The organism is Brevibacillus composti (assembly GCF_016406105.1).
In the GTDB taxonomy this organism is placed as follows: domain Bacteria; phylum Bacillota; class Bacilli; order Brevibacillales; family Brevibacillaceae; genus Brevibacillus; species Brevibacillus composti.
This window is the reverse complement of the sequence record NZ_CP066308.1, coordinates 3,267,666-3,292,698: the sequence shown is the minus strand read 5'-3', so window position 1 is coordinate 3,292,698 and position 25,033 is coordinate 3,267,666. Positions and strand designations below refer to the sequence as shown.

Sequence of the window (25,033 nt, the reverse complement as noted above, 5' to 3'; positions counted from 1 at the left end):
AAAAACAGCTCAGCGAAGGCTTCGCCAACAACTTGGCGAGGCCATTGCTTTTTAAAGAGGGACTAAAAGATTAGGTGGAAATACCTAAAAACAGTATTGGATCCAACCGATAAAGAAAGAGTGGGGCAGGAAAAAGATTTCCCAAGCCCGAGACAAGACATTATCGATATCTTTTTATCCGAGAAAAGGAGAGTTGAGTCCGTATAATTGTGTAAAAACAGCATCTCTCTAAAAATAAGGGAGCCATTTTCAATCCCCCTCGGTTAGAATGAAGTTGACTAGACAACATTCGAAGGAGAGGGAATTTGAAATGGCTCAATACCAGATTACCGTAGATTCGCAACTTTTGCATCAGCTTTTTCTCGGCAATTCACAGGATTCGGGAGTGGCCAAGTTGTTGGAATCCGTATTGAACCAAGTCTTGCAGGCACAGGCGACCGAACAGTTGGGGGCGGAACCCTACGAACGGACAGATGAGCGTCAAGCATATCGAAATGGTACATACCCACACCAATTGACTACACGTGTCGGTACGATCACGCTTCGTGTCCCTCGCATTCGCGGCGGGAAGTTCTCCACCGAGTTGTTCGCCCGTTATCAACGCAGCGAACAGGCACTGGTGCTGGCTCTCATGGAGATGGTCGTCAACGGTGTGTCTACCCGTAAGGTGGCCCAGATCACAGAAGAATTGTGCGGTACGGAGTTTTCCAAATCGACCGTGTCCGATCTGTGCAAACGGTTGGATCCTATCGTGAACGCCTGGAACAACCGTCCGCTACACGATTCTTCGTTCCCCTTTGTCATCGTCGATGCCCTGTACCTGAAAGTACGCGAAGAAGGGCGGGTGCGGTCACGGGGCGCTCTCATCGGGATCGGTGTCAATGCCGATGGATACCGGGAGGTATTGGGCGTTATGCTCGGCGACAGCGAGTCGGAGGCCAGCTGGAGCGAATTTTTTGGCTGGCTGAAAAGCCGTGGGCTTAAAGGCGTCGATCTGATTGTGTCGGATGACCATGGAGGGTTGGTTCGAGCCATCCGCAGGAACTTCCAAGGGGTGACCTGGCAGCGATGCCAGACGCACTTCATGCGCAACATTCTTGACGCCACACCCAAATCCTTGCAGGACGAGATTCATAGCCGGATTCGCCCCATTCTGGAGGCACCGGATGCAAAGACGGCACGGATGCTGTTAGAGAAGGTACTGGAGGAGTATGAAACGAAAGCGCCGAAGGCCATGGCTGTCCTGGAAGCAGGCTTCGAAGATGTCACAGCCGTCTTGGCATTACCGGAAAAGTACCGCAAGCGTCTTCGCACCACCAATCCGATGGAGCGGTTGAATGAGGAAATCCGCCGCCGTGAACGCGTGATTCGGATTTTTCCGAATCGAGAGTCTGCCATCCGCTTGATAGGGGCCTTGCTCATGGAAACGGACGAGAAATGGGCTAGCGGCAAAAAGTATTTGGACATGACAGAATATCTTGAATGGCGTCAAGGACAATCCCCAATCTCCTCCCATACCAAAGTCACTCGCATCGGCTAATAAACACCGCATCTAAGCCTGTCAAGGCCGCGAAGCGTTCCATTTTTAGCCTTGACAGGCTGAATGAAACACACTTTTGAAAAACCCAGCAATCCCTTGCTGGGCCTGCCATACGGCGAGTGACGGGGTGCAGGGGGTGTGCTCCCTGCGTCTCCCCCTTCGGGGGACGGAAGGGGGCATTCTAACCGAGGGCAATTTTACACACAAATATGGACTTGATCGAAAAGGAGTCTGACAGCATGAAAAAGCGCTTTACCAAAAGTACGATCGTCCTCACTTCCCTTTCGCTGGTCCTCGCGGCGGGCGTATTTCCCTCTTATACGCATGCCCAGTACGATACGGCGACACTGGTTTCCACCTACGCGTATCCCCCTGTGCTGCAGGAGTTGGTCGTCGAGAAAAACGGCAATCTATCCGGTTCCGTGGTGGTCGACTCCCGTTTTGAATCGAATGTCTCCCTCCTGCTGAGCGATGAGGACGGAGAACAGCGCGGCGAAATCGCCATCTGGAAGGGCGGCAAAGGGAAACTGGACGCTGGGGTCACGACCAGAGCAAAGAACGGCCAGGAGAAGATTTTGCATCCTTCGGGGCAAAGCATGTACATCGAGGTGAAAACCCTCCAGTTTACGATTTCGGCCGACGCGCTGGATCTGCCGCCGGGCACCTACATCGCGGTCGTCCGAGCGAGCAACACCGCAGTCATTATGCTTGATCGGACCAAGGTGCAATATTCCAAGGAATGGACGTTCGATGTGCCGGATACCCGGGAGGAGAGGGCATTCCCCGGCGAGCTGAAGGTAGGCAAGGACGGCACCATCCAGATTACGATCAAGAAAAACGCCGTGTCGGCCAGAGCCGAATGGGTCTTGGTCATCATGGGTGAGGACGATGAAATCGTAGAGCGCATCACCATCAATCCCCAAAATCCAAAATTGGCGCTGGGCAGTCTCCATCTCTCTCCCGGCGAATATACGATCTATCTGGAAGTAATCGACGGGCGAGACGTGCTTCGCTCCGAAACGGCCGTGCTCGTTATTTCTGAGACAGACACGGCCTGGGGGGCAGGCACTGGCACGGGCGGTATCGGCGGAGGTGCAGGTGCAGGCGGTATCGGCGGAGGCGCCGGGGCTGGCGCAGGTGCAGGTGGCCTCGGTGGAGGCACTGGTACGGGCTTAGGCACTGGAGGCATCGGCGGCGGTATCCCGGGGAGCGGCGGCGTAGTAAACGGGACCTTCCCCGGCCAAATTCTGGTGTCCGAAGACGGCATGATTTCCATTCGACTGGAGATCACCTCCGCCTATGCAAAGGCGAGATTTACGCTCGTCATCAAGAATGCGGAAGGCAAAGTGGTCAAACGCATTCCGATCAACCTGAAAAACCCGACAATTTCCAGCAGAGGCCTCTCCCTGCCGGAGGGCGAATATTCACTGGTGCTGGAAATGGTAAACGGCGGCAAGCGGACGTATTCTTCCGCAATTTCCTGGACCGTCAAGGCAAAAAGCAGCTCGACGGCGGTGTTCCCCATCCCCAGCGGCGCATCGTTTCCCGGCAGCATTCAGGTGAAGAGCGACGGATCCATCAGCATTACAGTGAATTGGAAAGCGGCGTACAGCCAGTACGAGTGGTATGTCGTGGTCTACGATGAATTCGGCAAGTCGCTGAAGCGCGTCTCCCTGGACCCGCAAAATCCGTTCTTCTCGTGGAAGGAACTGAATCTGCCGACGGGGGGCTACTCGGTCGTCATCGAGGTGGTCGATCCGGTAAGCGGCGATTGGGCTGTCTCCCTGCCGACGTTCCTCACGGTGAACCAGACCAAGGACATTGTCATTTTCATCGACGGCGAGCTGCAGGCATTCCCCAAAGCGCCGGTCGAAATCGACGGCCGTACGCTCGTTCCCTTGCGTGCAATCTTTGAAGCCCTCGGGGCAAAGGTAGAGTGGGATGAAGCGACCCAGACCGTCACGGCTACGAAAGACGACAACATCATCCAATTGACGATCGGCTCCAAGGTCGCGTACAAAAACGGAAAGAAGATCAATCTCGACGTGCCGGCACAGCTCTTTAACGGCGATACGACGATGGTGCCGATCCGCTTTGTGAGCGAAGCGCTGGGCGCAAAGGTAGGCTGGGACCCGTATTCCAACTCGGTTGTGATCAGCAACGAGTAAGTCCGGAAAATAGAGCAGGACAAGCACCAGCGTCCGTGCGAAGCGGGCCGTGAGCGACATAGGGTGAAAAATCCTCGCAATATCGGCGATCAGCAATGGAATAACATAATCCCCCTTGTCGGTGCCATGACGAACCGAGTCCGTCCCACTGCGCGGCAAGGGGAATTTTAGATCGTATCTACGTGCTGGGAGGATCATCAGGAGAACGTCAGGATCATGCCCGTGACCTAGACAGGGTAGGAGCAGGACTGTGCAAAAAAATAGAAGGGAAAGATCAATTTTTTAGTTGCAACATACTTTTTGATGTGCTATACTTCAGAATGTAAGCGAGAAACACGACTTGTACATATGGGGCATTAGCTCAGCTGGGAGAGCGCTACACTGGCAGTGTAGAGGTCAGCGGTTCGATCCCGCTATGCTCCACCATACATACGATCGTAGAACCCTTGAGAAATCGAGGGTTTTTTGCTGTTTGTGAAAGACAAACCCCCACTCAACATGTTGGTTGGGTGTTTAGAAGGAAACTATTTTCAAAACTTGGTATAGGGATAACCAATAGAGTGAGATCGGATTTTTTTATTGGAGGGAAGAATGAGTGGAGTTTATTGCTGATGGGTGGGCATTGATAAAAGATGGTGACTCCATTCTTTTCAACAAATTAGGAGAGTATGGTGAGGATTTAGGCTACTACAGGTTTAATTTCAAGAACATTGTTGAAGTAAGTAAAACGGAATACTTTAAAATCAAATATGGCAGTGCATATGAACACGTTGTGAAATTGTTTGGAGATAATATAACCGATTCAGAATTTGCTCCAGATGGTTCTTTATACGTATCCTTTTTCCAATCCTCTAATATTCATCACTTTGATGTACATGGTGTACTTCTCCGTACATTTGAAGACCCCTTTAATACCGTATACGACATAGCACTTGACGGTAATTCAATATGGTGTGCCTACCCTACCGCACATACAATCAAAAATATTCTTTGCTAGATTTCCAGGAGGAGCAATGTATAGGAGAGGAATGGAACACAACAGTTTTTGATCATCCAGAGAGTGTATCTGTATATGAGGAGGGGATATTCGTTTGTGATATGGGAAATTACCGAATTTGTATGGTGAATAGAGAAACTAATGAGGTAACAGAATATCAAAGATTTGCTGAGCCTGTTTGGGAGTATTTGAGATTAAAGAAAAATGAAATCGTAAGACTAGAATCTGGGATCTATTGTACGAAATTGAAAGGATAATATATTAAATTTGTATCATACGAGCAGAAATGGATATAACTTTGTGGCCATAACAACTTTATTTTGACCCACTATCGCCGGTTAAGGATTGCCTCATCCGGCGATTTTTTGTTGGTTCGTTGCAGAGGGAGATCCATAGGCTCCTGTCCTCCTCTCTTCACATATGTGAATGTCAATCAAAATGTTGACCACCGTGCTCATCAAAAAATTGACCACCATGGCAAAAATCAATCCACCCGTCGGGTGGGTAACTTTTTCATGATCACGATCTTTGAATGCTCTGCTTAAAGCGATAACTGTCTCCATTCATTGCAAAGATATGGGCACGATGGGTAAGTCGATCAACCAGGGCTGACGTCATTTGCTCATCTTTGAAAATCTGTGTCCATTCCGTAAATTCCAGATTGCTGGTAATGATCATGCTTCCTTTCTCATAGCGGGCCGCACAAAATTGGAATAATAACTCCGCCCCGGTCCGACTCAGAGGGACAAACCCGACTTCATCCAAAATAATCAAATCCGTTTTCAACCATTGCCTCTCTAGCTGGAGGATTCGCTTTTGGGACTGAGCTTCCATAAGCTCGTTACATATTTTAGCGGCAGTCCAAAACTGAACGGAATAGCCATGATGGCAAGCTTCCTTCCCGAGTGCAATGGAGAGATGAGTTTTGCCAGTGCCAGAGTTTTCGATAAACATGATGTTCTCAGCCTTTTCGATGTACTCACAACGAGCCAGTTGAAGCAATTTGGGCTTATTGAGAGACGGGATCGCTGAGAATTCAAATTGATCGAGCGTTTTCATAGAAGGGAATTTGGCGTGCTTGATGCGACTTGCGATTTGGTTAGCATCCCTTTGCTGAACTTCTTGCTCTAGTAGTGCCAAGAGGAACTCCTCGTAAGGAATTTGCCGTTCAGAAGCATCATGGGCGATTTCCTTATAGACACGTTTCATCGCAGGTAAGCGAAGGCGTTTCGCGTAGGTTTCAAGCAGAAAACTCGTACTCAATGAACCACACTCCTTTTCTGTAACAAACGATTGTACTGGCTAAGATCTGGGGCCTTTACCTGAATACGTGGAACAGAGCTATCCTCCGCCAACGAGAGTTGGGGCAGACGGTGTTCTGGCAACGTTCGCTGAAGCAATAATTGCCTTACGGCATCATACTGGAACATCCCTTTTTGCCAGGCCTCCCCCAGTGCTTCTTCGACGAGAGAAGTATCGAATTCACGGTGCAAAAGCAAGAGTCGAACGAACTCCTTCATCCCTCCTGGTCGGTTACGGCACTTGTCCAAGAACTTTTGGTAAATGGCAGGTAGTCCTGCCTGATGCAATGGTCTGGCATAAAGAACTGCTCCTGGGCGAATAAGAAGTAAATCCAGATAATGATCGTATTGCAAAATCTCCTTTCCCTTTTCCAAGCACCGCTCATGCGTCGCAATCAGGCTTTTTCCGTGATACACTTCAATTTTTTCAGCAAACACCCGGCAAGCAAGTTGGGTCGAAGCATAGGAAACCGGGACGGAATAGGCATTTTTTTCAATGTGGATCATGGATAGCGTATTGCTTTTCACGGGTACAACACGGAAACAATCCAATGGCCGTGGAGGCAATGGAAGCATAATGGGCAACTCTTGAACAAATGCTTCTCCAACCGTTAGCGAAGACCGGGGAACGGTTGTATTCTCGTAAGAGATACATTTTTCGAGGAGGATTTGATTTAGCTCCTCCAGAGAAGAAACACTAGGCACAGGTGTAAAAAATTGCCTCTGGGCAAACTGTACGAGGTTCTCCACTTGGCCTTTTTGATGCCCTTTTCCCGGATCACAGAAATAGCTTTCAAACAGGTAGTGCGCACGTAGCTGAATAAATCGCTCTTGTTCCTCGCGATTTTTGCCTTCCAATACCTTCTTAACGGCTGTTGTCAGGTTGTCGTATGTGATGACTTGGGGAACTGCACCGAAAAATTCAAAAGCATCTACATGACCTTGGAGAAGAGCCTCTTGCTTCTGATGAGCAAATGTCTTGATGAAAATCTTTCTGCTGTATGTGCAACGCATACAAAAAACTTGAACCTTCACTTGTTTCCCTTGTAAATGAACCGTAACCTCACCCCAGTCAAATTGAGCAAATCGCCCTGGCGGGAAATCGAGAGGGACAAATGCTTTAGGAGGAGAAACCCGCAACTCTCGGACGTATCTTCGTACGGTAGATTCACCGCCGGTGAATCCATGTTCGTCAACGAGTCTCTGGTAAATACGTTTGGCAGTATGACGCTGCTTCGGGGGAGCTTGTTCATCTTGACGCAGCCATTCCAAGATGATGGGCTTGACAAAATCAATGACTGGCTTCGGTTTCGGTTTTGAAAGCTGATATACAGGGATTTCCGTTGATGTCAAGGCTTTTCGTATCACTTGACGAGAGTAGCCAGTTTCGCGAGAAATTTGACGAATCGACTTCCCTAGCAGAAAGTGTTGTTTCCTGATAAACTCATAATTAGCCATCTGAAGCATTTCCTTTCCTCCTATATCTTGTTGTCTAGACAACTACAAGATACAGGAAAGAGGTGCTCAGGTGGTCAACTTTTTTATGAGCGATGTACCCGCGCTGCTGACGAGGCTGCGTCTGCTGCGCTGCCAAGCGGCCTACATCGCGACGCCGCTCTATCACGGCTATGGCATCGCGATTCTGCTGTTATGCATCGCCCTGGGCAAAAAAGTCGTGCTCACCCCCGGCTTTTCCCCCGCAAAGGCATGCGCTCTCATCCAGGAGCATGCTGTCGATATCGTCACCGTCGTCCCCACCATGCTGGCCAAGATGCTAAAGCAAGATGCCGCGGCGTTAAAGTCGCTTTCCTGCATCGCATCAGGCGGGGCAACGCTGAGTCCCAAGCTGGTGGCCGAGGTGTTCGGCAAATTAGGCCCAGTCTTGTACAACTTGTACGGGACGTCGGAAGCGGGCTTGAATCTCATCGCGACGCCCCAGGATTTGCAGGCTGCCTCGCAGACGATCGGCAAAAAGATCAGCAGTGCCCGGCTGCAGGTGCGGGATCATCGCGGGAATAAGCTGGGCGTCGGTGAGATCGGTCAAATTTGCATCAAAAACAGATGGTCCATGCGGAATTGGGATGGCTCCTGGATCGAGACAGGGGATTTGGGCTACCGGGATGAGCGCGGGTACTATTTTTTATGCGGACGCACGGATGAGATGATTGTATCTGGCGGTGTGAATGTCTACCCGCTGGAGGTGGAGCAGATGCTCAGCCAGCATCCGCTGGTGGAGGATGTGGCTGTGATCGGCGTACCGGATGAGATGTATGGGCAAAGGCTGAGAGCGTTCGTGCAGCCCGTTCCCCACGCGGACGCAAGCGCGGAGGCACTCTTGGACTGGCTGCGCCCCAGAGTGGCGAGGCATCAGCTGCCGAGAGAGATCGTCTTCGTCGACCGGATCTCCTATACGCACGCAGGGAAGCGGGACAAGAAGCGGCTGCGGCAAACAGGGGAATGAACGGCTGCCGGGTGCCATGCAGAGGAATGGATCTTCTATTCACAAAAATAAATGAAGATGATAAAATTTTTAAAAACCATAAATTGGGAGGTGGGCGGATGACGGTACCAGAGGTGCTATCTTACACAACGATAGGCGAGCTGATCCAGAAATACCGGAAAGAGGCGAACCTGACGTTGTCTGAGGTGGCAAATCGGGCAAGACTCAACAAGGGCGTCATCTCCAAAATCGAAAACGGCGATACCCGGCGCCCTGGATTGAAGACGACAAAAGCGATTGCCCGCGCGCTTCAAATCCCATTTGAAGAAATGATTGAACCTTATCTCAAAATCGAGCAGAGGGTAGAAGTGCTGCACGAAATACTCCTGGAAGCCATCGAACGATCCAATCTTTCCTTCATCTCCAAGATCGCTTTGCAAATCTTGCAATCCCCGCAACAAGATTCCTACTCGGCCCTGCAGCTTCTATACACTACAGCGGATCGCATTTCCGCAGTGGATGTCAAAATCCTCCTGTACAACACGATCGTCAAATATGCGAGAGAACGGGGAATTCCGCAGTATATCGCCAAAGGCCTGCTGCAATCGTATCTGATCGAACGTCGAGACTTCTTCCGTTTGGAAGACACTTTTCAACATGGAGAGGAAATTACGCATTACGTAGATTTTCTATCCCCGGAACAAAGAGTCGTCTTTTACTATCGGATGGCCCTGCATGCCCATAATATAAAAAAATACGAGAAATGTATTTCCTATAGCCAGGCGGGATTCATGGAAGATCGCAGCACCAGCGAGTTGAAAGCCAGAGCCTATTTGGCGATGATTAACTCGTTTTCGCGGCTCGGCCATTATGATGCGGTGGAAGAACATCTGAAGGAATTTGAAACGTATGAGTACGACTTCGTTATGGAATCTACGATGATCACCCGTGCTGTAACCAAAGCAAGAAAAAAAGAGTTCGAGGCCGCGATTCCTCTTCTGCAAGCCTGCAGGCGCGAACTTAGCCGGGATAACCGCATTCACGTGGTAAATGAGCTATTCGATATTTATTGGCAATTAGGAGAGAAAGACGCCTGTGCGGCGATCATTAAAGAGGAACCGGAAATACTGCCTGAAGCGCCGGAAACCCCTTATAAACATCGTTCACTCGGCAGGTACTACCGGCAAAAAGCAAACTATCTGATGAGCACGGGACAGGCGGATCAAGGGATGGAGAGCTACTGCCTGAGCTTGCAGGAATTTGGAGCGGTGCGTGCATGGGAAGAGATTCATGCCTGTATGAATGAGATTTTGTCCCATTTTATAAAAAATTCCAAATTTATAAATTTTAGGTATGTAGAAGCCCTCTATAATGTGTATAATAGGATTGGTGGTAAAAATTGAAAAATAGGGAGAGGTGTTTGTTATGAAAAAAGTGATGGCATCCCTGGTATTGTCCTTAAGCCTGATCGGATCTCTGCACTCCATGAGCGTGGTAAACGCAGATCTTTCCAAACAACTCAATCCGCCAATCGTTACCCCGTTGGATGCTGATCCTGGGCATTGATCAGGCAGCACCTTCCGGCGAGCCTTCGCCGAGTGGCAAGCAAGCAGCACGGAGCTAGATGACGGAATAGAACGAGAGAGAATCTTTGCGATATACGAATAAGGTAAAAAGGAGGTCCGGGTAAGCGGAGCCTCCTTTTTTTCTATATTTATTATTGAACGGACTGCAGATGCTCGGCGAGACGATCCCAGGTTTCTGTGATGCCTTGCTCCATCCCCATATCGATGACAGTCTTCAGTGCTTCCGGGGTATCGTAGAGCGTTTCGCTGACGACTTTGGTCTTGCCCTGATAATCGAAGAAGCGCAGGGTGGTCTTGCTGGAAGGAAACTCTTTCGATTCATTTCCTTCTGCGTCCGAGAAGTAGTCGATGTAGACGATTTTTTCCCCTTCGACGATTTCATGATAGACCGATTTGCCCCAAGATTCGAAGCCGTAGAAATCCCCTTGGTTCGGATCAACGCATTTCATGCAATAATGCCAAGTCCCGCCCGGACGGAAATCCAGATCGCTGACAGGAAGCGTCCACCCTCGTGGCCCCCACCAATTTTTCAAGTGCTCGGCTTGCGAAAAGGCTTGAAAGACGAGCTCCCGTGGTGCATCGAAGATACGCTCCATCGCAAAGGTCTGTCCCTGCGCGCGGATCAGCATGACTTTCGGGAGCTGCTCCTCCAGTCGATCCAGCGTCTGCTCTGCGCCTTCGATCGCCCCGTATTCTTTGACGGATTGCTCCAGCAGCTCTGCCGTTTTGAACTGCATCCGCATGGTCAGCGTGGTGGTCTGGTCTTCCTCTTGGCGGAAGGTGACGGTTACCCGAAAATGCTCATCGTCTTCATCGTCCCCGTGAGCGTAGACGAGCCGTTCCGGCGCATCCATCTCAAGGAACGTAATCTTGTTCGGATAATCAGTGCCGTCCGGGCCGTGCATAACGTAACTCCAGGAAGGATGCCTTGCGGGAGCAAAACGAACATCTGAAACAAGCATACGACTTTGACTTGCTTGAATCTGTTCAGATTGACAGCGAGGCTATGAACGAAATGGCATCCCAAGCAGCTGTCTTTATGAGTGAGATGGGGAGGGCATTGAAAGCAGGGGTCAAACACACGGATGAGCACGTCTTCGATGCGATCCGCAGCCATCTGGCATTCCTGAACCAGCAGGGGCATTCACTGTCTGCTGCGGATTTCGCATTGCAAACGCGCTTTTTCCTGGAGGATGACTTTCATTTGCGTATGCTGGAAGGCCAGCAAACGGGATTGGCTTACTATCTCGCGGCTGCAGCCGATGCGTATGCGAGCAGCTAAGCCTTTGCTTTTTTCGGCCAAATAAAATACGTAAGGGAAAGCGCCAAATCAATCGCCAGGACCACTGTCCACAATTTCAGCATCCCGACCAGCGCTTCCGTGCGGCCCGGATCTTGAATCATAACGACCAGCCCGTACAGGATCCCGGCCCCCAGCGCATAGGAGAAGAGGTGCTTGATCCACCCCTTGAAATAATGCTTGGCATAATCGAGGCCGTATCGTTTGGGGGGAAGTGATCCTTGCTTTGTCACGTAGTAGCGAAAACGTTCGTCTGCCCATTGGATCATGGACTTGCCAAAAATCAGCGATACCCCGATATACACGGCGGCGAGCGCGTGCGCCTGCGTGGCGATGGAACCGCGGTACAAATCAACACTGGTCGCCACGAGCAATATGAAGTCGATGAGCGGTGTGGATGCGAGCAGAATAAACCCGAGCTTCTTTCGATGCAGCATGTAACGGGCGATGAGACCCGCGAGGATCACGATCCAAAACAAGATCTCACTCGCAATAATAATCCATGCGATCCAATTCAATCTCCTGCTCCCCTTTGCGATACAGATGGATGAATAAACAAAATGAGTATACCATCGGTTTTTAAATAATACAACTGTATTATTTAATTGAGCTAGTATATTTCCTGTGATAAAATGAGGCCATGCCAAAAATTGTGGATCATACGGAAAGAAAAATTCATATTGCCGAAGCGACCTGGCGCGTCATCCTGAATCAAGGGATGAGAGGAGCGACTGTGCGAAACATCGCCGAAGAAGCCGGTTTGTCTCTCGGGGCCTTGCGCCACTACTTCTCTTCCCAGCATGAGCTGCTTGCCTTTGCCATGAATCTCGTCAAGGAGCGGGCCATTGCGCGGGTCGAGGCGATCACCAGATGCGATTTGCCGCCAAAGGAAAAGGTCGTACGGATCCTGCTGGAGCTCGTGCCCGTGGATGAGGACAAAATGGCTGAAATGGAGGTATGGTTCGCCTTTGTCTTTCACCGCAAATACAACGAAGAATCATTTGCCGAGGTGGATGACGGACTGCATGCGGGGATCGGCAAGCTGATCCAATTCATAGACAGCCTTGAATTGCTCCGGCATGATGTGGACAAAGAGATCGAATCCGAGCGGCTGTATGCGTTGGTCGACGGATTGGCCTTGCACGCGATGCTCGACCCCCGGCGTTTGGACCAGGAGCGCATCGTCCAGGTCCTCACTCACCATATCGATTCGATTTGCCGAGATTGATCGGGCGCAAAAAGTTGTCTAGGAGGCAGTCCCGTTGTCATAAGACAACGAAAGGGCCGCCTTTTTCTGTTTGCATGTGTGCAGGGCGGATGAAAGCTGCGCCGGCAGGGCGAATCGAAAACTGCGCCTTTCGAAATTTTGCTCTTTTACTCGAGATGGCGTGCAAAGCCGGCGCCGCACAGGATATGATGGCAGCAGCGGCGATACAACCTGGCGAAAAGCTGAGAAACGGCAGGAGGGACTCTCAAGTGCCAAAGGTAAGAACCAAATCCTACGACTACGGCCAGACGGAGATCGACTCGCTGACAGCCGCCGATCCCGTGATGGGGGAAGCCCTGACTCGCCTGGGCAGGTTGGAGCGTGTCGTCATTCCCGATCTCTTCGCGGCATTGATCCATGCGATGGTCGGCCAGCTGATCTCGGCCAAGGCGGCCCAGACGATCTGGGAGCGGCTCCAGGATCGTTGCGGAGAAATGACGGCGCAGCGGCTGGCCGGACTGTCCGCTGACGAAATACAGCGCTGCGGCATGACGATGAAAAAAGCGGTCAGCATCCACAACATCGCCCGTCTCGTCGCACAAGGCGATGTTCATTTGGACGAACTGCGAGACATGTCCGATCAGGAGGTGATCGCCAAGCTGACGGCGCTGCCCGGTGTCGGCAGATGGACGGCTGAAATGCTGCTGATTCATTCCCTGGAGCGTCCCGATGTGGTCAGCTGGGGCGATATCGCGATACGGCGCGGCATGATGAAGCCATACGGCCTCGAGACACTGACGAAAGAGCAGTTTGACCGCTTCCGGCAGAGATATTCGCCGCACGGGACGGTTGCTTCCATCTATCTGTGGGAAATTTCTTTTGAATGATATGACGCGCATTCCTGGCGAGAAGGAGCAGACAAGTGGAAAAATCGCTCAAGCAACGGCTGCGGGAGTTGGCCGATGAAGACTATCGAAAGTTCTCGGCATCACTGCTGCCCACGATCGACAACGTCCTGGGCGTGCGGCTGCCGGAGCTGCGCAAACTGGCAAAAACGATCGCCAAGGGAGAGTGGCGCCGCTATCTGGAGCAGGCCGAGAGCGACTATTTTGAGGAAGTGATGCTGCAGGGGATGGTGATCGGCTATGCCCAGGCGGATATAGAGGAGATATTGCAAGCCGTCGCCAATTTTGTGCCCAAAATCGATAATTGGTCGGTATGCGACAGCTTTTGCGCCGGCTTGAAGATGACCCGGACGAATAAGCGGCGGGTGTGGGAGTTTTTGCAGCCTTACCTGACGTCGGAGCGGGAGTACGAGGTTCGCTTTGCTGTGGTCATGCTGCTGATCTATTACGTGGAAGACGATTGTCTCGAAGACATCCTGCAGCGGCTGGACATCATCCGGCACGAGGGCTATTACGCGAAAATGGCGGTGGCCTGGGCCATCTCGATCTGCTTTGTGCGGGCACCGGAGCGGACCATGCGCTACCTGGGCGACAATCGCCTCGACACCTTCACCTACAACAAAGCGCTGCAAAAGATCACAGAATCCCACCGGGTGGACGCCGAGACGAAAAAGGCGATCCGCCGCATGAAAAGAAAGCAGACCGATTGCATAGAATAGCCCGGTTGCATAGAAAAGCCCGGCCGCATGAAGCACCCGGCCCCGCAGAGGAATCACATTCCATACGTGGCCGGGCTCTAAGGTTCGAATCCCTTTTGACTGAGAAACAGCTCCTCCTCGGAAAACACCGCTCTCAACCGCTCGTACACCATCCGGAAGGCATCCGGCTGATACCATTCTTCCAGTCCGATCTGCTTGTACAGCTGTTCTATCCCCAACTGCCGCGTCCGTTTTCCGCCGCTGCCGTCTCCCATGAAATAGTCGTCAAGACAGACGCGCTTGACCAGTGGCCGGAGGATGTCGGCAAAGGCTTCGCTGCTCGGCAGGAGCGGGGCGATGGTGGCCTGCGCGGGTACGTCGGCCTCGGCCAGCAGCCTCAGCGTCTTCAGGCGGGCGGCGATCGGCGGGGCAGCCGGGGTAAAATGCTTGCGAATCTCGTCGCGGTCCGTTTCTACGGTCATGCTGATGCGGACCTTGTCCCCGAGGCGCTGAAACAGGTCGATGTCGCGCGCTGCGAGAGGGCTTCGGGTCTGCACCCATAAAAAATCGGGCGGATCGCTGACCATTACCTCCAGCAGAGAGCGGGTGATCTGTTCTTTCTGCTCGATGGGCTGATACGGATCGGTGCTGGAGGACATAAAGATGGTGACAGGTCCTTTGGCCTTGGCTCTGCGCAGCTCCTTTTCGAAAAGGACAGCGGCCTCCCGTTTGATGTCCACCCACGATCCCCACTCCGCTCCCCGAAAGAGCGAGACCGGCATCTGCCGCACATAGCAGTACGAACAGCCAAAGGAACAGCCGGTGTACGGATTGAGCGAATGGCTGTAGCCGGAGAGGTAGCCGGTTCCTTTATTCAAGAGGGACTTTGGGTATTTGTTTTGATACGTTGTTTTCATTGCTTCTCTACTTCCCGTCATGGATTTCGCTCCATTTGCAGCAGCTTTGTTTTCACTGCCAGTCCGCCTCGATAGCCTGTCAGCTTTCCATCTTTCCCGATGACGCGATGGCAGGGAACTAGAATCAGCAGAGGATTTGCGCCGATGGCGGCGCCGACCGCGCGAGAGGCCGCAGGCTTCTGGATTTCTTTGGCAATCGCCGAGTACGAGGTGGTCTGTCCGTAGGGTATGCGGCACAGCGCGGCCCAGACAGCCGCCTGAAAGGGCGTGCCGCGGTGATCGAGCGGCAGCGTAAAGCTTTTTCGCTCTCCCTGCAGATACTGGAGCAGCTCTGCGGCGTAGGGACGCAGCTTTTCATCATCTCGAACCCATGTGCAGCCTGCAAACCGGGCGGCTGCCCAGGCCTCCATCTCCGCAAACGGCCGGTTGGGCGACCCTACATAGCACAGGCCGTTTTCCGTCGCGGCCAGATGGATTGTCCACTCTTCATGCGTCAGCACTGTCCAATAGATCGGGGAATTCGCATGGTTTCGCATATTCCGATCCCTCCTTGTCTTTTTGGATCGCTACTCGATAGTCTGCCGGCGTGAAGCCGGTCTTCTTTTTAAACAGAGTGATAAAATAGGATGTATTGGGCATGCCTGCGCTTTTGCCGACCTCCGCGACGGATTTCGTCGTTGCCGCAAGCTGCTCCTTGGCGTGTTCGATCCGTTTTTGCTGAATGTAGGCCACCGGAGTGATGCCCGTGACGCGCTTGAACGTCCGATGGAGGTGATACGGACTGCCGTGGCTGATTTCCGCGAGCAGGCCGAGCGATAGTGCCTCCGGGTAATGACTGTCGATATATTCCGTCACCAAAGCCACCCACTCTTCATCCGGCAGCCGCAGCCCCGTCGGCTTGCAGCGCTTGCAGGGGCGATACCTGGCCGCCAGCGCATGGCCGGCTGTGGGAAAATAGCCGACATTGGCTTTGTTGGGCGGTCTGGACTTGCAGGAGGGACGGCAAAAAATCCGCGTCGTCCGCACGGCGTAAAGGAATCGGCCGTCATAGGCAGCGTCATTGCTGATGACAGCCTGCCACATTTCGTCGGTCAGCTCACCGGGGCCTCCTTCTTCCTGCTGCTCATCTCGGCCAAAGGGATGCACCGGCTTCTTCATATTCCGCTTCATAAATATCTTTCACCTCCACGAATAGTATAACCGCAAAAAGGAACGCCTGTGCGCTTTTGCGAATAGGAAAGCAAGATTGCGAAATGAAAAAAGCTCCGTCCGGGAGCCTTAACCTGATCTTTTTCGCCGATAGAGGAGCCAGCCCGCCGCGATCAACAGCAAAGCAAAAGCGTCATACGCCAAATCATACCCGACTTGTGCCGGTCCGGGCTTGACGTGATGGATTTGCAAGAGATGGTGGTTGATGATCCCCTCCACCAGATGAAAGGTGCCGGCTCCCAAGAGAAAGCTGCCCCAAAAACGGCTCGACGGTTCATGCGCGTCGCCTCTCCACAGCAAAATGCCGGCGACGAAAATGATCACCGTGACGAGAAGATGAAAGTATCCATCGCTCATGATCTGGTGAAAGTGGTCCGTGTGCATATGTACGCTGTGCCACTTCAGGATCTGATGAAAGACGATGCCATCCAGCATCCCGATCATGCCGATCCCGAAGAAAAAGGCGCCCAGCACGGTCTTGTTCAAGCCGATCTCCCTCCCCGGCCATGTTCCTGCTGCGGAAAAACTCGCTTGCGACGATTCAGAATCATGGCTGTCCTCCTTCTTTGTCTGCGATGCGGTTTCAGTTTGACCGGATCGCTCCCGGATTATCCCATGGTGACCAATGTCCGGGATCGCACGTCTTTGTCTGTAATCTGGAGATGAGAGAATAGAGGGGGGAAGCAGCTGGATGAAAGTAAGTCCGATCGGACAAAAGTGGATGATGCTATTGGGGGCGGCCGTCATCGCGATGCTGTTCTACTGGGCAGGAGGCGAGGAAAAGCCGGCCGTGACCATACAGGTTACGCTAGGCAAGCCGTCATCAGCTGAGCTTGCCCAGGTCAAAGCCATGGACGAGAAGCGGGACGCATACAAAAAACTGGAGGTGAAAGTGCGGCTCGACCACGTCAAAAAAGCCGTGGACAGGAAGATCCACATCCCCGAGCTGACGCTTCTTTTAAACGAAGGGGATCGCATCCGGGTCATGTCCGGACGGGCGTTTGAGCAGAACAATATCGGCACCGAGTCTTTTGCCATCTCGGAAAAATCCGTCGTCTTTGATGCGACGGATTGGGAGGAGGAGGCGATCCGCCGGAAGCTTCAAGCCTCCTATGTGACCGTCAGCTGGACAGGCCGGGATGGGGCTGCGCGCAGCGACAGATTCTCGATCGGCAATCTGCTTACAGTGAAGAGAGAAGAGTAATCAAGCAAACAATCGCATTCGCTTCAGCGGCTTTCGATCAGATCGCGCAGCGCTTCCTCCAAATCTGTGAACCGGAAGGAAAAGCCGGCCTCTTGCAGCCGTTTCGGCACACAGTTTCGGCCGGTCAGCGCGAGGCTCGGCTCTGTTCTCATAAACAGGTAGGCCCCGAGCCAGACGAGAGGAGCGGGAGCAGGCGGAGCCCAGCCTTTGTTCATCACAGTGCGCAGGGTTTTCATAAATTCCTTGTTCGTGACGGGAGCGGGGCCCGTGGCGTTATAGACGCCTTGCAGCTGTTCGTTCTCGATCGCGGCCATGATCATCGCATTCAAATCATCAATATGCAGCCAGCTGATATACTGCCGGCCAGATCCGACCGTTCCTCCCAAATTGTACTTGGCGAGGTTCATCAGCGGCTCCAGGGCCCCGCCGTTTTTGCCCAGCGCAAAACCGATCCGCAAGAGGACCTTGCGCGTCTTTGGCAGCTCTGCGTCAAAAAAGGCCTTTTCCCAGAGCTGGCAGACCTCGACGGAGAAGCCTTCACCGTGTGGCGCGTTTTCATCGCAGAGCTGCCGCGTATCGCCGTAAATGGCGAGAGAGCCGGCTTGTACGAACACGCCGGGCGGGTTGGAACAAGACCGGATCGCCTCGGCCAGAACATGGACCGAATCGAGGCGGGAGCGGATGATCTCGTCCCGGTTCTTTTTGGTATAGATGCAGTTGACGCTTTTTCCCGTAAAATTGACCAGCGCCCCGCTGCCTTCCAGCTCAGATGTCCACTCTCCCAGTGAAGCTGCATCCCAGCGCACGGAGCGAACCTGGGCACGGTTCTCACCAGTCCGGGAAGAACGGCGGGTCAGGATGACCACCTCATGCCCTTTTTCCGCCAGAAAAGACGCCAGCGCTTCGCCCAAAAAGCCGGAGCCGCCTGCTAGAATGATCTTTTTTTTCATACTTGCCACCCTCTCCCCTGTGATACGATTCTGACATACGAACTGTGCGCATCACCATCCATCATACCAAAAATTGGTTTCTTTCCAAAATGCAGAGGCTATTCTGGCAGAAAGGACGACAGAAACGTGAAAATCGGGCAGCCGCCGTGCTGGATCGCATCCTCGCAAGCGGAGAGGAGAACGTCTTGATCGTCGGCCATGGGGCCTTTATGATGTTCATGCGAAAGGAGCTGCTCAAAAGAGGCTTCCGCGGCCCCGCGCTCCATCGTCCCGTCCATGGGCAGCTGTATGTGTATGAGAGATAGAGAAGCCATGATTGGCGAAAGGAGTAGAGAAACTTGTATCAAACCATCGAAAACGTAAGAGTTTGGGGAACGCCCCTGGAGAATGCCGTCTCGCAGGCAATCACCTGTGCCCAGCATGGCCAGGTCGTGCAAGTCCTGCTGATGGCCGATCATCATAAAGGGTATTCGCAGCCGGTGGGGGGCGTCGTGGTCTATGACGGCCAGATTTCTCCTTCGGGCGTCGGCTACGACACCCGAAAAGGGGCGACGCCGTCCGCGCCGGGTCAGCTCGGATTTATCGGCGGCAGCATGGGCGACTATTCGGTGATCGTCCGGGGAAAAGACTCGCAGGAAAACAAAGAAGCCTTTTACAGCACCGTTCACGGCGCCGGGCGCATCATGAGCCGGACAGAAGCGGCGGGCCGGATGAATTGGAAAACAAAGCGGCGCAGCGGCGGCAAAATCTCGATGGAGCAGATGAGACATGCCATTCGCGAGTTTGGCGTGGTGCTGCGGGGAGCGGGGGTGGACGAGAGCCCCTTTGTGTACAAAAAGCTCTCCGAAGTGCTGAAGGCTCATGAGGAGACGCTGGAGATCCTGCATGTCTTGAAGCCGATCGGCGTCTGCATGGCGGGAGCGGATGAATTTGATCCGTATAAGGATTGATGGGAGGCAAAATGTTATGAAACGAGTAGATGTCGCCTATACGCTGCTATACGATGAGCCCAAAAACCAGGTCTTGCTCGTCTACAACCGAAGAGGCGACTGGAGCCTTCCCGGCGGAGGGGTGGAGCAGGGGGAGACTTTGGCGGAAGCGGCGGTCCGCGAGATGAAGGAAGAGACCGGCTATGAAGTCGAGGTGACGCGGATCATCGCCGTCAACGAGGCATTCCTCCGCGGAGAGCATGTTCATTTTTTCACCTTTCACGGCAGGATCGTACATGCGCCGGACGTCATCCCGGCGGATGCAGCCATCCTCGATGTCAAGTGGGTCGATGTAGAAGAAGCAGACCGTTTGCTGCCCTATTATCCGGAGGGAGTCTCCGGCTTGATTCGTGCTCCCGGAGCGGCGTATGTCTGGCAGGGAAGAAGCGACTAGCCGAAAGCGTCCGCGAAGGGCACAGGTGAAAACAAATCCGGCGCAAATAAATAGCGGAGCCGTTTGCTTTCCGGCTCCGCTTTGCTGTCTCTTTATGGAGAAGTCTCGATTTGAATTGAATTCAAACAATGCCTGTGCTAAAATGAGGGGTGAACGACATTTTTAATATCATTCGAGAATAATATCCCAATATTATCTTATCACAGAATGATTATTTTGTCAAACCCCTTATGAACAAGAAAAAAGCAGGGTGAAAGGAGAGGGATCATTTGAGTCTCGAAGACCAAGACAGGCGAGCGGAACAGGAGCGAGTGGAGCGAGTTGTCGGCGAAATTGCCCGCAGAGTCTCATACCTGCAGCAGCATGTCAGCGACATACAAGCCGACATCGTGCAGATCCGCCGAAATTTCTGGGACGATGTCACGGTGAACTTCGACGATGACATCGAAGCGGCCGAGACCTATGCCAGCATCAAGCAGCAGGCGGAGGTGCTTTCGGAGCGGGAGCGGGTGCACAGGCATGCCCATAACCAGCTGAAAACCTTGAAGCGCCTGCAAAAATCACCGTATTTTGGACGGATTGACTTTCGCGCGGAAGGGGAGGGGGAGGCTGAACAGATTTATCTCGGGATCGGCTCCTTTCTGGACGAAAAAGAGGAGGAATTCCTCGTCTACGACTGGCGCGCACCTGTCTCCAGCCTCTACTATGACTATTCGCCCGGACCTGCCGCTTACGAGACGCCAAGCGGCACGATTCAGGGGACGATGGAACTGAAGCGGCAATTCATCATTCGGGACGGAGAGCTGCTCTCCCTGTTTGACACCGGAGTGACGATCGGTGACGAGCTGCTGCAGCAGGTGCTCGGGAAGCAGGCGGACGGTCAGATGAAGAGCATCGTGGCCACCATCCAGAAGGAGCAGAACCGGATCATCCGCGATGTAAGGAAGCGGCTTCTAATCGTGCAGGGAGCAGCCGGCAGCGGCAAAACTTCGGCGGCGCTGCAACGGGTGGCCTACCTGCTCTACCGCTATCGGGGAACACTCCAGTCCGAACAGATCGTGCTGTTTTCGCCCAATCCCATGTTCAACAGTTATATCTCCACGGTTCTTCCCGAGCTGGGCGAAGAAAACATGCAGCAGACAACCTATCAGGAATACGTGCAACACCGCCTGGGTGATCGTTTCCAGGTAGAAGATCGGTTTGCCCAGATGGAGTATATCTACACCGCGGCGAAGGAGCCGGGCTATGAGGCGCGGGCGGCGGGAATCCGCTACAAGGCAAGCACAGCATGGCTGCGGGTGATTGACGCTTACCTCGAATCCCTTCGCGAGCATGGCATGTGTTTTCGCGATCTGAAGTTTCGCGGCAGGACCCTGATCTCGGCGCAGGCGATAGCGCAACGCTTTTACGAGATGGATGCCTCTCTGCGCATACCGAACCGCATCAGGCTGCTGGCCGAATGGCTGCTGGGAGAACTGAAACAGCTGGCGAAAAAAGAAATCTCTCGCCCGTGGGTGGATGAAGCCATCGAATTATTGGACCGCGACGACTACCAGCGGGTCTATCAACAACTGCGAAGCAAAAAGCAATTCACCGGGGAGACATTCAACGATTTCGACCGGGAGCGGGAAATGCTGGCGCTGCGGGTCGTTCAGGAGCATTTTGCGCCGCTGCGCAAGCGGGTAAAGCGGCATGCTTTTGTCGATCACACGGCGTTGTACAGACAGCTTTTTGAAGACCCGGAGAGGGTCCGCGGCTATATGGGATCCGAGGAGCTGCCGGCGGAGTGGGCGGAGATTTGCAGGCAAACCTTGGAGAGCCTCAGTCGCATGGAACTGCGCTGGGAGGATGCCACTCCCTTTCTCTATCTCCGCGAACGCGTGGAGGGCTTTCAGACTCATACGGCGATCCGCCATGTCTTTATCGACGAGGCTCAGGATTACTCGCCGTTTCAATTTGCTTTTCTCAAACGGCTGTTTCCGCATGCCCGTCTGACTGTGCTGGGCGATTTGAATCAAGCCATCTATGCCCATGCGACCGGCGGGGATGATTTTGCAGAGCTGGCCGCCCTATACGGAGAAGAAGAGACCGAGAAAATTATCCTGACGCGCAGCTATCGCTCGACCAGACCGATCGTTCTCTTTACGAGCGGAATGATTCCGGGCGGCGACGAGATCGAGCCCTTTAACCGCGACGGCAAGAAACCGACCGTGACCCGGGCCCGCGATAGGGCCGATCTGATCGCGCGGATTTCCGAAAGAATCGGAGAGCTTCAGTCCGAGGGCCATCGGACCATCGCCGTGATTTGCAAAACAGCAGAGGAAAGCCGGGAAGCCTATGAGGCTCTGAGGCAGACAGTCGCCCTCCGCTTGATCGACACGGAGACGGTTTCCTTTGAAGAGGGCGTGCACGTCATTCCCGCCTACCTGGCCAAGGGCGTCGAATTCGACGGCGTCATCCTGTACGATGCTTCGCGCGAACAGTACGGCCGGGAACAGGAGCGAAAGCTGTTCTACACCGCGTGCACCCGGGCGATGCATGAGCTGCATCTTTACTACCGCGGCGAAATGACTCCGTTTGTGGCAGCGCTCCAGGCGGAATTGTATGAGGATGTGCAGGGATGAAGACATTGCCGATCGATCACGTCATGCCTGAATTGCTGGAACGACTTCACACCCACGCCAGCGCCGTGCTGATCGCGGCGCCCGGTGCGGGCAAGACGACGCGCGTGCCGCTTGCCTGTCTGGATCAGCCCTGGATGGAGGGACGCCGGATCCTGATGCTGGAGCCGCGCCGATTGGCCGCCAGAATGGCCGCGCGCTACATGGCCGCCTCGCTGGGAGAACAGGTGGGGGAGACGGTCGGCTACCGGGTCAGAATGGATACGCGGGTAGGGCCGTCCACGCGGATCGAAGTGATTACCGAAGGGGTTTTGACCCGGATGCTGCAGTCGGACCCCGCCCTGGATGGCGTCGGCATGGTGATCTTCGATGAATTTCACGAGCGCAGTCTGCAGGCGGATATGGGTTTGGCCTTCTGCCTGCAATCCCGCGAGCTATTGCGGGAGGATCTGCGCCTCCTGGTCATGTCGGCGACGCTGGAGGCGGAGCCTGTCGCGGCACTGCTCGGCGGAGCCCCCATCGTCAGGAGCGAGGGACGCGCCTATCCCATCCAGACTCACTATCTCAAACGGCGCACGGAAGAGTCCCTGGAACAAAAAGTGGTGAACGCCATTTCGCATGCGCTTCGCGAGGAATCCGGGGATATCCTGACCTTCCTGCCAGGCGCAGGCGAAATCCGCAGAGTGGAAACCCGCCTGAAAGAGTTGGGGATAGACGGGCTCGCCAGCCAGAGCGGGCGGGTGCGAGTCGAGCCTACGGCCTGGCAGCGAATCAGGGCGAGATCGCTTCGTGCGGACTCTTGATCGCCCTTGCCTTTCCCGACCGGATCGCCCAGCGCCGGGAGAGTGGCCGCTATTTCCTGAGCAATGGCAGAGGTGCGGTTCTCCCAAGCGCGCAGGCCATCTCCGGCGCCCCCTATCTGGCGGCGGCTGAGCTGGATGACCAGGGGAGCGAGAGCAAAATTTATCTGGCCGCTCCGCTCGAGCTGGATGAGGTGGAGCGTGCCTTTGCAGATCAGATCGAAGAAGAGCGGGTCGTCTATTGGGACTCCGGGCAAAAGAGCGTGCGCGCCCGTCTGCGCAAAAAGCTGGGCGCTCTCATCCTGCGGGAGTCCAGCATAACCGACCTCGATACAGAGGAGACCGTACAGGCGCTTCTCTCCGGCATTGCCGCCGAGGGCTTGGAACTGCTGCCGTGGAGCAAGCAGGCGAGACAGTTGCAGCGGCGTTTGCAGTTTCTGCACCTGCAGGACCCCTCGCATTGGCCGGATGTCTCCGATGACAGCTTGCGGGGATCGCTCTCCGACTGGCTGGGACCTCATATCGGCGGCATGAAAAGCGTGGCGGACCTGCAGCGGCTGGCACTCTCTGAGATTTTGCTCGGCCTGGTTTCCTGGGAACAGCGCAGGGAGCTGGAGAAAGAGGCGCCCTCTCACATCGAAGTGCCGAGCGGCTCGCGCATACCGATCGACTACACGGATCCGGCGGCACCCGTATTGGCGGTGAGGCTGCAGGAGATGTTCGGGTTGACCGATACGCCGCGCATCTGGAGGGGGCGCGTTCCGCTGACGCTGCATCTGCTGTCACCCGCCCAGAGGCCGGTGCAAGTGACACGGGACTTGTCCAGTTTTTGGAAGACGACGTACTTTGAGGTGAAAAAAGATTTAAAGGGGCGCTATCCGAAACATTACTGGCCGGACGATCCGATGCAGGCTGCGCCGACGAACCGTACGCGTCCGCGCCTCTAAAAAAGGGGCGAATCTCCCGGTCTTTTTCTCCTAACTTTCAATGAAATTTCCATTTTTTCATGCGAATCCAAAAGACGACACTTTTCGATAAGCCAATTACATAGTACAATCTGTAGTAAGCGAACTTGGGGAGTTCGTAACTTTGCAGCAGCGGCTCGAAACTGTGCAGGAGAGCCGCTCTATTTTTTCATTGGAGATTCTAGGTATGATTACCTATAAATACAGCTGGTTTCTGCGTAGAGAACAAACTATGATAGAGAGAGATTATTCACGTGAATAATACGTACTAACCCTCTATTTCCCGGCGAAAGCCGGGCTTTTTTTTGTGCCTTCGGCGGTGCAGCTTCTCTTGAAGCGATGAGAGCTGAAGCATTCCGGGCACAGAAAAGCCTCCCGCCGTTTCGCATCTACTCCGAAACGAGGGAGGCTTTTTCTGGCGATGGGGCCGCTGGCATAAAGCGTCCCTCAATCAATGACTCGATCAGCTGGTCTGTCGATAGAGAAATCGTCAGGCCGGGATCGGGAATATGGATTAGAAACAAGCCGCTCTGATGCTTGAAATAGAGAGAGCCGGCAGGCCAGATCGGATAGATCAGGATGTCCTGCTTGGTTTTCGTGCCGATTTTCATCATCTCTCTCAGTGTGCAGAAAAGCTCCCCCCAAACAGGCAAATAAGGCTTTTTCTTGTGGCGGATCAGCGTGTCGACCACCTGGCGCTGTAAGTCAGCCAGCAATTCTTGCTGTGGGCTGCTGCTATCGGAATACATGCCGTGCTTGTTCTCTTTTGTCATGTAAATGAAGGCGGAAGCCCTCCCCCTTCATGTTAGCATGCGTATGATAGGTCTGAAGTTGCATGCAGA

General features: G+C 53.6%; 25 protein-coding genes, 1 tRNA gene and 2 pseudogenes. 17 read left to right on the top strand and 11 right to left on the bottom strand.

Features of this window, described 5'->3' with window-relative positions:
• Positions 1-310: 310 nt before the first annotated feature.
• The 4 genes from JD108_RS16655 to JD108_RS16640 all read left to right on the top strand — a co-directional run bounded on the left by JD108_RS16655 (position 311) and on the right by JD108_RS16640 (position 4,705).
• Complete coding sequence (locus JD108_RS16655) at positions 311-1,540, top strand: IS256 family transposase (protein ID WP_005837483.1); 1,230 nt, start codon at positions 311-313, stop codon at positions 1,538-1,540.
• Between the two features lie 239 nt (positions 1,541-1,779).
• Complete coding sequence (locus tag JD108_RS16650) at positions 1,780-3,708, top strand: copper amine oxidase N-terminal domain-containing protein (protein ID WP_198827115.1); 1,929 nt, start codon at positions 1,780-1,782, stop codon at positions 3,706-3,708.
• A gap of 350 nt (positions 3,709-4,058) precedes the next feature.
• Positions 4,059-4,134, top strand: a tRNA-Ala gene (locus tag JD108_RS16645).
• Positions 4,135-4,303: 169 nt separating this feature from the next.
• On the top strand, positions 4,304-4,705 hold the full coding sequence (locus JD108_RS16640; protein WP_198827114.1) for a hypothetical protein: 402 nt from the start codon (positions 4,304-4,306) through the stop codon (positions 4,703-4,705).
• A gap of 519 nt (positions 4,706-5,224) precedes the next feature.
• On the opposite strand, the gene istB is transcribed toward JD108_RS16640, so the two are convergent.
• Positions 5,225-5,968: an IS21-like element helper ATPase IstB gene (gene istB, locus JD108_RS16635; protein ID WP_198827113.1), complete on the bottom strand. Its 744-nt coding sequence runs from the start codon at positions 5,966-5,968 to the stop codon at positions 5,225-5,227.
• Positions 5,965-7,473 (bottom strand): IS21 family transposase, encoded by a 1,509-nt coding sequence (gene istA / locus JD108_RS16630; protein ID WP_198827112.1) that lies wholly within the window; start codon positions 7,471-7,473, stop codon positions 5,965-5,967. The genes istB and istA overlap by 4 nt, the downstream gene beginning before the upstream one ends.
• 76 nt (positions 7,474-7,549) lie before the next feature.
• Here istA and JD108_RS16625 point away from each other — a divergent pair, with 76 nt between their 5' ends.
• From JD108_RS16625 to JD108_RS16615, 3 genes are read left to right on the top strand one after another with little or no spacing between them, the layout of a single operon-like run.
• A complete protein-coding gene (locus tag JD108_RS16625) occupies positions 7,550-8,467 on the top strand; it encodes a class I adenylate-forming enzyme family protein (protein WP_198827111.1) in 918 nt (305 codons plus the stop codon).
• Positions 8,468-8,493: 26 nt separating this feature from the next.
• On the top strand, positions 8,494-9,849 hold the full coding sequence (locus tag JD108_RS16620; RefSeq protein ID WP_198827110.1) for a helix-turn-helix domain-containing protein: 1,356 nt from the start codon (positions 8,494-8,496) through the stop codon (positions 9,847-9,849).
• A gap of 22 nt (positions 9,850-9,871) precedes the next feature.
• On the top strand, positions 9,872-10,012 hold the full coding sequence (locus tag JD108_RS16615; RefSeq protein ID WP_198827109.1) for a hypothetical protein: 141 nt from the start codon (positions 9,872-9,874) through the stop codon (positions 10,010-10,012).
• 151 nt (positions 10,013-10,163) lie between these two features.
• On the opposite strand, the gene JD108_RS22425 is transcribed toward JD108_RS16615, so the two are convergent.
• Positions 10,164-10,661, bottom strand: a complete 498-nt coding sequence (locus tag JD108_RS22425; protein WP_228728444.1) for an SRPBCC domain-containing protein — start codon at positions 10,659-10,661, stop codon at positions 10,164-10,166.
• 75 nt (positions 10,662-10,736) lie between these two features.
• Positions 10,737-10,937, bottom strand: a pseudogene (locus JD108_RS22420) (SRPBCC domain-containing protein); the annotation flags it as partial.
• Positions 10,938-10,960: 23 nt separating this feature from the next.
• Between JD108_RS22420 and JD108_RS16605 the strand changes: the two are divergent.
• Complete coding sequence (locus JD108_RS16605) at positions 10,961-11,314, top strand: TipAS antibiotic-recognition domain-containing protein (protein WP_198827107.1); 354 nt, start codon at positions 10,961-10,963, stop codon at positions 11,312-11,314.
• Here the strand turns inward: JD108_RS16605 and JD108_RS16600 are convergent.
• Positions 11,311-11,850 carry a hypothetical protein gene (locus JD108_RS16600; RefSeq protein WP_198827106.1) on the bottom strand — a complete coding sequence of 180 codons (540 nt, stop codon included), beginning with the start codon at positions 11,848-11,850 and terminating at the stop codon, positions 11,311-11,313. The genes JD108_RS16605 and JD108_RS16600 overlap by 4 nt on opposite strands.
• Positions 11,851-11,972: 122 nt before the next feature.
• Between JD108_RS16600 and JD108_RS16595 the strand changes: the two genes are divergently transcribed.
• The 3 genes from JD108_RS16595 to JD108_RS16585 all read left to right on the top strand — a co-directional run bounded on the left by JD108_RS16595 (position 11,973) and on the right by JD108_RS16585 (position 14,163).
• Positions 11,973-12,560 (top strand): TetR/AcrR family transcriptional regulator, encoded by a 588-nt coding sequence (locus JD108_RS16595; protein ID WP_198827105.1) that lies wholly within the window; start codon positions 11,973-11,975, stop codon positions 12,558-12,560.
• 248 nt (positions 12,561-12,808) lie between these two features.
• Positions 12,809-13,426, top strand: a complete 618-nt coding sequence (locus JD108_RS16590; RefSeq protein WP_198827104.1) for a DNA-3-methyladenine glycosylase family protein — start codon at positions 12,809-12,811, stop codon at positions 13,424-13,426.
• Between the two features lie 35 nt (positions 13,427-13,461).
• Entirely contained in the window at positions 13,462-14,163 is a 702-nt protein-coding gene (locus JD108_RS16585) for a DNA alkylation repair protein (protein ID WP_198827103.1), read from the top strand.
• Between the two features lie 77 nt (positions 14,164-14,240).
• Here JD108_RS16585 and JD108_RS16580 read toward each other — a convergent pair whose 3' ends face one another.
• From JD108_RS16580 to JD108_RS22415, 4 genes are all read right to left on the bottom strand, one after another.
• Positions 14,241-15,059 (bottom strand): SPL family radical SAM protein, encoded by an 819-nt coding sequence (locus JD108_RS16580; RefSeq protein WP_198827102.1) that lies wholly within the window; start codon positions 15,057-15,059, stop codon positions 14,241-14,243.
• A gap of 17 nt (positions 15,060-15,076) precedes the next feature.
• Complete coding sequence (locus JD108_RS16575; protein WP_198827101.1) at positions 15,077-15,595, bottom strand: methylated-DNA--[protein]-cysteine S-methyltransferase; 519 nt, start codon at positions 15,593-15,595, stop codon at positions 15,077-15,079.
• Positions 15,546-16,142 carry a bifunctional transcriptional activator/DNA repair enzyme AdaA gene (locus tag JD108_RS16570; RefSeq protein ID WP_228728443.1) on the bottom strand — a complete coding sequence of 199 codons (597 nt, stop codon included), beginning with the start codon at positions 16,140-16,142 and terminating at the stop codon, positions 15,546-15,548. Before JD108_RS16570 ends, JD108_RS16575 begins: the two co-directional genes overlap by 50 nt.
• Positions 16,143-16,337: 195 nt before the next feature.
• On the bottom strand, positions 16,338-16,754 hold the full coding sequence (locus tag JD108_RS22415) for a DUF2243 domain-containing protein (RefSeq protein ID WP_228728178.1): 417 nt from the start codon (positions 16,752-16,754) through the stop codon (positions 16,338-16,340).
• 205 nt (positions 16,755-16,959) lie between these two features.
• On the opposite strand from JD108_RS22415, the gene JD108_RS16560 reads away from it, so the two are divergent.
• Positions 16,960-17,472, top strand: coding sequence for a hypothetical protein (locus JD108_RS16560; protein WP_198827098.1), 513 nt, complete (start codon positions 16,960-16,962; stop codon positions 17,470-17,472).
• 23 nt (positions 17,473-17,495) lie between these two features.
• Here the strand turns inward: JD108_RS16560 and JD108_RS16555 are convergent, their stop codons facing one another.
• The gene (locus JD108_RS16555; RefSeq protein ID WP_198827097.1) at positions 17,496-18,422 is read right to left on the bottom strand and encodes a TIGR01777 family oxidoreductase; all 927 of its coding nucleotides are present in this window, start codon (positions 18,420-18,422) and stop codon (positions 17,496-17,498) included.
• Positions 18,423-18,511: 89 nt separating this feature from the next.
• On the opposite strand from JD108_RS16555, the gene JD108_RS16550 reads away from it, so the two are divergent.
• The 5 genes and pseudogenes from JD108_RS16550 (at position 18,512) to JD108_RS22850 (ending at position 24,173) form a co-directional block, all read left to right on the top strand.
• The gene (locus JD108_RS16550; protein ID WP_198827096.1) at positions 18,512-18,727 is read left to right on the top strand and encodes a histidine phosphatase family protein; all 216 of its coding nucleotides are present in this window, start codon (positions 18,512-18,514) and stop codon (positions 18,725-18,727) included.
• 33 nt (positions 18,728-18,760) lie between these two features.
• On the top strand, positions 18,761-19,372 hold the full coding sequence (locus tag JD108_RS16545; RefSeq protein WP_198827095.1) for an RtcB family protein: 612 nt from the start codon (positions 18,761-18,763) through the stop codon (positions 19,370-19,372).
• A gap of 16 nt (positions 19,373-19,388) precedes the next feature.
• A complete protein-coding gene (locus tag JD108_RS16540) occupies positions 19,389-19,805 on the top strand; it encodes an NUDIX hydrolase (protein WP_198827094.1) in 417 nt (138 codons plus the stop codon).
• Between the two features lie 269 nt (positions 19,806-20,074).
• On the top strand, positions 20,075-22,429 hold the full coding sequence (gene helD, locus JD108_RS16535; RefSeq protein WP_198827093.1) for an RNA polymerase recycling motor HelD: 2,355 nt from the start codon (positions 20,075-20,077) through the stop codon (positions 22,427-22,429).
• Positions 22,426-24,173: pseudogene (locus tag JD108_RS22850) on the top strand (ATP-dependent helicase C-terminal domain-containing protein). Before helD ends, JD108_RS22850 begins: the two are co-directional and overlap by 4 nt.
• Before the next feature lie 407 nt (positions 24,174-24,580).
• Here JD108_RS22850 and JD108_RS16525 read toward each other — a convergent pair.
• On the bottom strand, positions 24,581-24,940 hold the full coding sequence (locus tag JD108_RS16525) for a hypothetical protein (RefSeq protein ID WP_198827092.1): 360 nt from the start codon (positions 24,938-24,940) through the stop codon (positions 24,581-24,583).
• Between the last annotated feature and the right edge of the window lie 93 nt (positions 24,941-25,033).

Coding starts and splice junctions, on each gene's coding strand:
- JD108_RS16655 (WP_005837483.1), top strand. CDS start 311: ATGGCTCAATACCAGATTACCGTAGATTCGCAACTTTTGCATCAGCTT.
- JD108_RS16650 (WP_198827115.1), top strand. CDS start 1,780: ATGAAAAAGCGCTTTACCAAAAGTACGATCGTCCTCACTTCCCTTTCG.
- istA (WP_198827112.1), bottom strand. CDS start 7,473: ATGCTTCAGATGGCTAATTATGAGTTTATCAGGAAACAACACTTTCTG.
- JD108_RS16625 (WP_198827111.1), top strand. CDS start 7,550: ATGAGCGATGTACCCGCGCTGCTGACGAGGCTGCGTCTGCTGCGCTGC.
- JD108_RS16620 (WP_198827110.1), top strand. CDS start 8,494: ATGGATCTTCTATTCACAAAAATAAATGAAGATGATAAAATTTTTAAA.
- JD108_RS16615 (WP_198827109.1), top strand. CDS start 9,872: ATGAAAAAAGTGATGGCATCCCTGGTATTGTCCTTAAGCCTGATCGGA.
- JD108_RS22425 (WP_228728444.1), bottom strand. CDS start 10,661: ATGCTGATCCGCGCGCAGGGACAGACCTTTGCGATGGAGCGTATCTTC.
- JD108_RS16595 (WP_198827105.1), top strand. CDS start 11,973: ATGCCAAAAATTGTGGATCATACGGAAAGAAAAATTCATATTGCCGAA.
- JD108_RS16580 (WP_198827102.1), bottom strand. CDS start 15,059: ATGAAAACAACGTATCAAAACAAATACCCAAAGTCCCTCTTGAATAAA.
- JD108_RS16575 (WP_198827101.1), bottom strand. CDS start 15,595: ATGCGAAACCATGCGAATTCCCCGATCTATTGGACAGTGCTGACGCAT.
- JD108_RS16570 (WP_228728443.1), bottom strand. CDS start 16,142: ATGTGGCAGGCTGTCATCAGCAATGACGCTGCCTATGACGGCCGATTC.
- JD108_RS16560 (WP_198827098.1), top strand. CDS start 16,960: ATGAAAGTAAGTCCGATCGGACAAAAGTGGATGATGCTATTGGGGGCG.
- JD108_RS16555 (WP_198827097.1), bottom strand. CDS start 18,422: ATGAAAAAAAAGATCATTCTAGCAGGCGGCTCCGGCTTTTTGGGCGAA.
- JD108_RS16550 (WP_198827096.1), top strand. CDS start 18,512: ATGCAGAGGCTATTCTGGCAGAAAGGACGACAGAAACGTGAAAATCGG.
- JD108_RS16540 (WP_198827094.1), top strand. CDS start 19,389: ATGAAACGAGTAGATGTCGCCTATACGCTGCTATACGATGAGCCCAAA.
- JD108_RS16525 (WP_198827092.1), bottom strand. CDS start 24,940: ATGTATTCCGATAGCAGCAGCCCACAGCAAGAATTGCTGGCTGACTTA.